The sequence below is a fragment of the Halarchaeum salinum genome (assembly GCF_039520965.1).
GTDB classification, from domain to species: domain Archaea; phylum Halobacteriota; class Halobacteria; order Halobacteriales; family Halobacteriaceae; genus Halarchaeum; species Halarchaeum salinum.
Map to the genome: position 1 here is coordinate 1 of NZ_BAAABL010000078.1, position 8,428 is coordinate 8,428.

At 59.9% G+C, this 8,428-nt stretch carries 7 protein-coding genes and 3 pseudogenes; 8 read left to right on the plus strand and 2 right to left on the minus strand.

Features of this window, described 5'->3' with window-relative positions:
* Positions 1–289 precede the first annotated feature (289 nt).
* The 8 genes and pseudogenes from ABDZ36_RS12650 (at position 290) to ABDZ36_RS14950 (ending at position 6,409) form a co-directional block, all read left to right on the plus strand.
* Positions 290–1,435, plus strand: a complete 1,146-nt coding sequence (locus tag ABDZ36_RS12650) for a helix-turn-helix transcriptional regulator (protein WP_343749343.1) — start codon at positions 290–292, stop codon at positions 1,433–1,435.
* Positions 1,436–1,590: 155 nt separating this feature from the next.
* Positions 1,591–2,616: a DUF7096 domain-containing protein gene (locus tag ABDZ36_RS12655; protein ID WP_211313685.1), complete on the plus strand. Its 1,026-nt coding sequence runs from the start codon at positions 1,591–1,593 to the stop codon at positions 2,614–2,616.
* Positions 2,617–2,765: 149 nt separating this feature from the next.
* Positions 2,766–3,545 (plus strand): DUF7345 domain-containing protein, encoded by a 780-nt coding sequence (locus ABDZ36_RS12660; RefSeq protein WP_211313684.1) that lies wholly within the window; start codon positions 2,766–2,768, stop codon positions 3,543–3,545.
* Positions 3,546–3,697: 152 nt separating this feature from the next.
* Positions 3,698–4,432, plus strand: a complete 735-nt coding sequence (locus ABDZ36_RS12665; protein WP_211313683.1) for an ATP-binding protein — start codon at positions 3,698–3,700, stop codon at positions 4,430–4,432.
* 39 nt (positions 4,433–4,471) lie between these two features.
* Positions 4,472–4,775, plus strand: a pseudogene (locus tag ABDZ36_RS12670) (ISH3 family transposase); the annotation flags it as partial.
* A gap of 108 nt (positions 4,776–4,883) precedes the next feature.
* A pseudogene (locus ABDZ36_RS14940) lies at positions 4,884–5,399 on the plus strand (ISH3 family transposase); the annotation flags it as partial.
* A gap of 108 nt (positions 5,400–5,507) precedes the next feature.
* A pseudogene (locus tag ABDZ36_RS14945) lies at positions 5,508–5,858 on the plus strand (ISH3 family transposase); the annotation flags it as partial.
* Between the two features lie 134 nt (positions 5,859–5,992).
* Complete coding sequence (locus ABDZ36_RS14950) at positions 5,993–6,409, plus strand: sensor histidine kinase (protein ID WP_211313682.1); 417 nt, start codon at positions 5,993–5,995, stop codon at positions 6,407–6,409.
* Positions 6,410–6,560: 151 nt separating this feature from the next.
* Here ABDZ36_RS14950 and ABDZ36_RS12680 read toward each other — a convergent pair whose 3' ends face one another.
* Complete coding sequence (locus ABDZ36_RS12680; RefSeq protein ID WP_211313681.1) at positions 6,561–7,268, minus strand: DUF47 family protein; 708 nt, start codon at positions 7,266–7,268, stop codon at positions 6,561–6,563.
* A gap of 112 nt (positions 7,269–7,380) precedes the next feature.
* Positions 7,381–8,406 (minus strand): RNA-guided endonuclease InsQ/TnpB family protein, encoded by a 1,026-nt coding sequence (locus ABDZ36_RS12685; protein WP_343749344.1) that lies wholly within the window; start codon positions 8,404–8,406, stop codon positions 7,381–7,383.
* Between the last annotated feature and the right edge of the window lie 22 nt (positions 8,407–8,428).

Consider the following 8,428-nt stretch of genomic DNA (forward strand, 5'->3'; position numbering starts at 1 on the left):
GTGAACCACTCTGCATCTTGGCCTCTTTCTCGGCGAACTACAGCGATAGGAGTTGTGGGTAAGAGACAGACCTGAAGACGCGGGTTTCCGCCTTGCATTCATTATGAGACCAAATCCGAACAATCATCTGCACTACGAGCACTGGTCAGAGGTGAAACTTGCATTCATTATGAAACCAAATTCTAACACGTCCGATCGAGGTGCCCATCCCGTCCGCGTGTGTATGCTCGTCTTCTGTCTGTGTTGTAGCCTCTTCGCGGGGGCTGGACTAGCCGGTTCCGCGGGTGCTATGCCGGCATCGACCAACAGCGTGAGTGGGGTTGATCCCGATAGCGTCGCCTTGGATGTCGCCCTCACGGCCGACGGCGACGCGGTCTGGACGGTCACCTATCGGAAGCAATTGAACTCCGGGAACGAAACCGATGCGTTCCGGCAGCTGCGCGAGGATATCGAAGCGAACCCCGGGAACTACACGACTGACTTTGGAGCGCAGATGCGCCGGGTCGCTGGCGAGGCTCAGAACCGGTCGGGCCGGGAGATGGCCGTCCGCAACGTCACGGTCAACGCCCGGATACAGCAGTTCGGTAACACCTACGGCATCATCACCTATCGGTTCCGGTGGACGAGCTTTGCAGCTACCCAAGGTGAGCACATCCGTGCCGGGCCAGCCGTCGCGGATCTCTTCCTCGACAGCGAGACGTCACTCACCATCAGCTGGCCGGATGGCTATGCAGCCGAGCAGGTCGCACCCACACCAACTGGACGAAGCGAAAACGCCGTTACGTGGACCGGTCGTCTGGACTTCGGGGTTGAGGAGCCTCTCGTCGTCGTCGCGCCGATGGCTTCAGCCACGACGACCGGGAGCGACACGGAGCCGGCTGCCGGAAGCGAGGCGACCCCGGGTAGTTGGCTGCCAGTGGTCGGCGTCGGCATCGTGCTTGCGGCCATCGGTGTGTGGCTCGTCGTCGGCCGGCGGCGTTTCGAAAGCGACGACGGAGATGGCAGCGGTGTCGACGGGAGTAGTGAGGATGATCCCACCACCCCGGCTGATGGCGATGGAGCCACCCCGACTGCCGGTACCGGCGACGCGGACGTCGAGAGCAAACGGTCGGAGAAGGGCGACAGTGAGTCCAGCGAACCCACGGAGTCGACAGTCGAACCCGAATCCAGCGACGCTGAGTCTGCCGGGGATGGGACGGAGACGGTAGCCGATGTTCCCGAGGAGTTGCTGAGCAACGAGGAGCGCGTGCTCTCACTCATAGAGGAGCACGGTGGGCGTATGAAACAGCAGCAGGTCGTCTCGGAGCTGGGTTGGACGGAGGCGAAGACTAGCCAGGTCGTTAGTGGCCTCCGCGAGGACGACGAGTTAGAGTCCTTCCGTATCGGCCGGGAGAACGTTCTCACGCTCCCCGACGAGGATGATACCGGCATTTAAGCCCGGGGGCATCTACTGTAAGCCGTTCCACAGTAATCGGGAAACCGCCTGACTGCGGCCGCATTTAACCCGATTTAATTCGGCTTAAGCGTCGTTGACTCCCGTTCAGCGACTAGTGTTTATATACTTCCTCCGCTCCTTGGATCGAGTGCATCATGACGCACCAGCGACTTACTGCGACGCTCGCCTCGCTGCTGCTGGTCGTCGGGGTCCTCAGTGCGGTCCCGGCGATGGGCGCAGCGGCCTCGGCACCGGCAGATGGACCCAACGCGATCGGGACCGCGCCCGAGTTGGGCCAACAGGCGAACAACACGACCGACACCACCGGCAACGAGACGGTTGAAAACACCACCACGTCCGACGAGCCGGTTGAAAACGACACGTCCACCAACGAGACGCTCGCGCCCGGTGAACGCCTCTCGGGCGCCATCGGCGTCCAAGCAGCCGAACTCGAGGGCGAGCTCGAAACGCGGACGTTCGGACTGAAAATCGCCCAGATGGCCACGCCCGACGAGAAGGCGGAACTGGTCGAGAATCAGACCAACCAGAGCCAACAGCGCATCGAGGAGCTACGGTCGGAACTGCAGGCACTCGAGGAAGCCCGCGCGAACGGCACCATCAGCCACGGGGAGTACGTCTCCCGATCGGCCCAGATTCACGCGCGCCTCAACAACGTCCAGAAGATGTCGAACAAGACGCTGAACGTCTCGAAGAGCCTCCCTGAAGCGGTACTACAGAATAACGGCGTCAACGTGACTGCAATCACGCAGCTTCGTCAGCACGCCGCGAACCTGAGCGGCCCCGAAGTGGCAGCCATCGCCCGAACCATCGGCGGCCCCGGCGTCGGCCAGGGGCCACCCAGCAACGTGACAGTCGGTCCACCTAGTAACGTGACGACTGGTCCGCCTAGTAACGTGACAGTCGGTCCGCCCGAGAACAAGACGCGCGGGCCCGCTGAGAGCGCTCCTCACAACGAGAGCGACGGCGACACGGCTGACAGCGGCCCGCCGAGTGATGCTGGTCCCGGTGCCAGCCCCGGTAGTAACGGAGGCCCCGATGATTCCAGTAGTGCCAGCGGGAACGGCGGTTCCAGTGGCCCCGGTAGTTCCAGCGGCGCTAACGGGAACGACGACGCCAGCTCCGGTGGTCCCAGCGCCTCCAACGCCCACGCTGGCCCGTAATCGCGCGACAACACATTCGCACGAACGCGGTCCCGAATCCACCCGCTGCTCATCGCGGACGCGTAAGCGTTTTTCAACGTGCGCGGCCTTTCGGACGATTCGTACGCCAAGCACTCCCGTATGACGAACGCTGATACACCAGACATCCCATGGACACGACCCGCTTCGACTCCCGATCCGTCCTTGCCTGCATAACCGTGAGCCTCCTGCTCGTAGCGGCCATCCCAGTCCTCGCCGGGCCGGTGGCGGCGGCAGATAGCGGCACCAACGAGACGAGTGCCGACTCTCACAGCACGACCGGTGCCTTCGTCGTTGACCTCCAGGCGAATGGGTCGGCGACGGTCACGGTCGAACTCACCTACGATCTCGAAAGCGACACCGAGCAGGCCGCCTTCACTGACCTGAAACACAACGAAACGCTGCAGCAGCAGGCCCGCACGAACTTCGCCGAGCGAATGCAGCAGGTTGCCGCCGCCGAAAATCAGACCGACCGCGAAATGGCCACCAAGCACGCACGTATCGCCTTCCAGACGGCCAATAATGGCTCTCTCGGCGTCATCTCGCTATCGATACACTGGCGCGCTCTCGCAGCCGTCAATGGCGAGTCACTCGTCCTCACCGAGCCCTTCGCCAGCGGCTTCGAACCCGACCGCCCCTTCGTCGTGACTGCCCCGGTGGGAGACGTGCTAGTCGAGGCGACGCCACCAGCGGACTCGACGAATCAGGGGCGCGCCGTCTGGGCAGCCAACGCGAGCCTAGAGGGGTTCCAGGCGACGTTCGCGCCCACTGAGATGACCACTACCGGCGAACAGACAGAGTCGAGCGCGGCTGGCAGTTCGAGCGGATCCAGTCCCGGCTTCGGTCCCAGCGCCGTACTGATAACCATAGCCCTCGTGGCTGGCGGCTACCTCGTCCGCTCACGACGCTAAGGTAACTCACGCCGAAAACGCTTCGCTCCCCGCCACCACCCTGCTCTCGAAGCGTTCTGTGCGAGGTTCACGTCGCGTCTATCTCACCAGTCAGAGGAACAGTCCGTCCACAGAGATATAGTAGTGGGGACCTGATTGATCCTGTATCCCCTATGACTGATCATCTCGATGTTCGTTATGGGTTCTATGGGCTCGGACTCTGCTGTTTCGGGCTTGGACTCCTCCATCTTCTCGGAGAGGGGGAAGGTATCGGAACGCTACTCGAAGCCATCCTGATCAGCAGTCTCTCGCTCATCGTCTTCTACACGGGCTATCAACTTCCAACCCGATCCCTCTCGGCACATGGTCAACGTCGAGCGCTCGGCCTCAGTCTCGCGATGACGGTGAGCTTCGCACTACTCGCGCTTGCCGTCTGGCTCGTGTGGCTTCTCGAAGGCAAGCAGATCGAGCTCACCTTCCTGCTCTCGTTCGCGGCATCGTTAGGTGCAGCCGTCGGGACCCGGGGTAGTCTCTCCAAAGTCGAATCACAAGAGCAACTTGAACAGGCCGAAGAGCTGTCGACACTCCTCGAAATTAACCAGCGTGTCCTCCGCCACAACCTCCGAAACGATCTCTCTGTCGCATTTGGCTATCTCGACAAAATCGAATCCACGACAGATCGGGACGATATCCAGGACGATTGCCACATCATTCGTACACGACTCAACGCACTCGATCAAACGAGCGAGCGAGCACGCCAGATCGTCTCCATCTGGGAGCGAGAGACAACCCGTACATTCGACCTCGTTAGTCTCCTCAAGGAACAGATAGCTGCCTTTCGGGAGACTCACCCCGATACTGACGTTACACTATCGGTACTTCCCAACCGACGTGAGCACCGGAGCTGAAGCGTCGCTCTGATTGAGGAGGATGTCCGGTTCAGAAGTGTGCTAGAACTACCCGAACCGGACGGTGTACTTTCGGCAGCAGACGTCAAAGAAGTAGCGGCTGACGTGATTGGACAGCTTCCGATGGAAGGAATCGAGGGCGCCCCTCGATTCCGGTGATATCTGGCCTGTCGTCACTATGGCCAGCGTCAACCAGTCGTCCGTCTGGGAGGTCACGTCCCAGACGGACGACACGCCCTGCGACGATACCGTCATGGAGTGGCTCCACACGCTCCAGCGTCACCAACTCGAAATGGCCGCTAACCTCCTGTTTCGCCATCTCGCTCTGACGATTCTCGACCCTGTAGTAGTTCACAGAAGTTTTGGGTACTCCACGTGCCAGAGATAAGGTAGAGATCCGTTCTTCGACTGAGTCCTCATCCCAGTTCACCCAGAAGTTTCGTTGATCACTAACCGGTCGAGAATCGTCTCCATCGACTTCGTCGATAACCCCTATCACGGCTCTCCCGACGAGGACAGCGGTGAACTCTGCAAAACCACACCAACCGACGGAACCACGACCTGTCACCGCTACTGTACCGCGTATGTCGTCTCGAACGGGAAGCCAGTGACGCTGGCACTCACCTACGTCCGCAGCGACGAGAAGGAAGCCGACGCGGTCGAGCGCGTCCTCGACCGCGTCGGCACCTATCCCTTCGAAATCGATCTCTTGCTCGCTGATCGCGGCTTCTACAACGAACGGGTAATTCGTCGCGCACGCGACCTAGCGACGACGGTCATCCCTGTCCAAAAGAAGGGTGAGCGGATGAAGGACAAGCTCGCCACGCACTGCTCGTACATGACGACCTATCGCATGTACAAAGGAAGCGAGCGGGAACTGCGCTTCCCGCTCGCGGTCTCTGTCTCCTACCAGAACGGTGACCGAGGTAAGCATGGCGAGGTCGTTCGTGGGTACGTGGCGTGCGATCTCTAGTAGTTCACAGAAGTTTTGGGTACTCCACGTGCCAGAGATAAGGTAGAAATCCGTTCTTCGACTGAGTCCTCATCCCGGTTCACCCAGAAGTTTCGTTGATCACTAGGAGATCGCACGCCTACACAAGTCGAACGACGCTATCGGAAACGGTCGGCAATAGAGACGAGTTACCGGCTGTTTCGCCAAGCACGAGCAACAACGACAACACAAGACCCGATCGTCCGGTTTGCGTTCGTGATCGTGAGCTTCCTGCTGGAGAACCTGTGGCTCGTGCTGCGATGGGCGGTCGTCGCCCGCCCACGGCGGGGCGGGCGCGACCTGCCCGAGCAGTTCACGTTCCAGACGTTCTGTGACTGGATTCGCCACGAGCTGGAAGCGGAGTTAGAGCGGCGGTGGGAGATCGAAATGAACGGTGTCGGCGTTCCCGACACGTACGGCCCGGCCGCGGGCTGACGGCCAGCCCGCGGCCTCGGGCCAGCGAGTCGTCAGCAGCAGCACTCGTCAAAAACCGCTTTGACAACCGTTCTTGTCACTGTCTCTGTTCAATTTAGACCGGCGCTTCGATTCACTCAGCTACCGCTCCGAGATTGAACGGCTCACACCAACTCAACTCGACTTCCGAATCCTCGATTGGGAAGTACCGACTATCGCTTCCGGCGGAATGCTACGTTGTCGCCCATCCAGAACTCCCGACGGCGATCGATGAACTCCTGACTAACGCCGTTGAGCATAACCCGCCAGACGTCTCCATCACAGTCCGGGTGCAGCAGACAACCGGCGGAACCCTTGAAGTCAAATTCGTCGATACGGGAGTTGGAATTCCAGAAACGGAGCGAGAGACCATCACACGGCCAAGAGAAACACCCCTCTCGCACTGTGAGGGGCTTGGACTCTGGCTGGTGTACTGGATCGTACAACAGTCGGAGGGAAAATTCACGATCGAGACTCGTGAGTCCGGTGGAACACGAATTCAACTCACGTTACCAGCAGCACCATCTCAGTGATCTGGATCCAGTGATTGTACCTCCACATACCCGAGGTCCATCAGGACGGCCCACAGCTGCCCGTACGCGTCCCCATCCGGGACGACAAGGTGATATCTTTCGTTGCCCCCTTGAGGTCGCGCAGCGACATCGTGCCACCACCAATACAGAACTAGACAGTGCCCGGCTCGGCGGTAATCCACGGCTCGCTGCTGGAGAGGAGGACGAGGTGGTCAGTCGTGTCCTCCATGGTGTCGACAAGGTGGTCGAAGTTGTTCGCGAACTCCCGATAGAGAAGTGGCTGCGTCGTCGAGCCTTCGAAGGCCTCCGCGATGATGTCGTTGCGGATGCTGTCGCACGCGCTTTCCGTCTCGCGAATATCGCTGATGTGATCCGTGATCGTTCCGGTCTCAGTCGGGGAGCACAGCAAGTGAATGAACTCGTGAACGGCATCGTAGAGGGTGGCCATTGCTGTCCGTGCGTGCTCGGTTATCTCGTGGTACTGCTGGAAGGCCCATTGTTCCCTCGGCGGATCGATTGTCGAAATATCTTCGGCGATTTGTTCGGCAGTATTCGGAATCTCGTCGAGTAGCTGATAGAGCTTGACGAGTTGCTCGGAGTTGAGGTGGACGCGGGAGTTGCGGATGCCGAACTCCCGGACTGACGTGTTCGTGACGAGCGAGCTGAGGGTCCGTTTCTGCACGTCACACTCGCTCTCTAGCGCGCGAATCGTCTCAGCGACGTCGTGGGGTGATTCCCCGGAAGCGTAGCGCTCGACAAGTGTGGAGAGCCGATCGACGCACTCGCGGATCGTCTCGAGATACGTGTCTGTCTGCGTCACTAGCTGCGTGGAGAACTCCGAGGAGCTTCCAGATGCCATCGAATGATGGTGGGTCGAGCAATCGCAAAGAGGTTGGTATGAGTACTCTGTGACATCCTCCACGCCGTTCACGGCGAGGCTTCCCGTCCCGCAGGTTGGGATATTTGCCGGTCTACGACACGACCTGTTCTCTCGTTCGAAACGTCCCGCTCTCGCGGTCGAACAGGTATGTCGATGGCTGTGCCACACAGCCGGTACTCCTATCCTCACCGTGAGGACTCGGAGTTATCTTCTGGCGCATGTTCTCCGCCCCGTTGCAATCGGCGTTCCCGACTAACCCACACGACTGGCACACGTACAAGCCACGGTGCTTGCGGTTCGATTTCGTGTCGTCGCCACACTTCGAGCAGGTCTTCGAGGTATCCCACTCGTTCTCCTTCAGCACCTCAACGCCACGAATCTCGCCTTTGTAGTTGAGGTACTGGGAGATGCGGTCGAACGCCCACGTATGCAACTTCTTGTTGCCGGTCTCTCCCCAGTCGGACTCGCGCACGTCTTCGGGCCAACTCACCGCGAGCGTGCCAACTCCGCGTTCAACACACTCGGTGATGATGGTGTCCGTGAGCGTGTGGTAGAAGTGCGTCTCGCGCTCTGCGAGTTTTCGCCGTGCCCACATCGACGTCTCAGACGGGCCGTTCTCACCCTCAGTATCGTACTCCTCACGGGTGAAGTAGTGCTTGTCCTGTTTGAGCGAGTTGCCGGGATACAGGACGTATTCGTCGGGGAAGGCGACTGTGGCGATGTTTTTGATGCCGAGGTCGATGCCTGCCACGCCGTCGCCTGCGGAGTCATTGGTTTCGACGCTGACTTTGCAGACGAAGTGCAGTTCCCACTCGTCGCCGTTCCAGACGCCGCGAACGTTTTGCACCGAGTTGACTTCTGAGAGGTCTACGTCGGGACGAGTCTGGTACTCGCAGAGCAGGAAGTCCGACCAGTATTCTTTGAGGTTCGAGCCTTTGCTGAGTCGAACGCGATTGTTCTCGGGATCGTGTTTGAAGCCGTCTGCTTTGAACGTGACCGTACTCTTGGGTCGGGTGTCGCCGTGTTTGCGGTAGCCGGGCGGATTCGCTTCCTCGTACTTGGGTCGCAGGCATCCGTCTTTAGCTAAGACGAGAACCGCGTGACAGCGACGGCTTATCGAGGCTACTTTTCGAGAGGAA

What these genes read in the sequence shown, in the direction of transcription:
- ABDZ36_RS12650 (WP_343749343.1), top strand. Translation starts at nt 290, where the DNA reads ATGCCGGCATCGACCAACAGCGTGAGTGGGGTTGATCCCGATAGCGTC.
- ABDZ36_RS12655 (WP_211313685.1), top strand. Translation starts at nt 1,591, where the DNA reads ATGACGCACCAGCGACTTACTGCGACGCTCGCCTCGCTGCTGCTGGTC.
- ABDZ36_RS12660 (WP_211313684.1), top strand. Translation starts at nt 2,766, where the DNA reads ATGGACACGACCCGCTTCGACTCCCGATCCGTCCTTGCCTGCATAACC.
- ABDZ36_RS12665 (WP_211313683.1), top strand. Translation starts at nt 3,698, where the DNA reads ATGACTGATCATCTCGATGTTCGTTATGGGTTCTATGGGCTCGGACTC.
- ABDZ36_RS12680 (WP_211313681.1), bottom strand. Translation starts at nt 7,268, where the DNA reads ATGGCATCTGGAAGCTCCTCGGAGTTCTCCACGCAGCTAGTGACGCAG.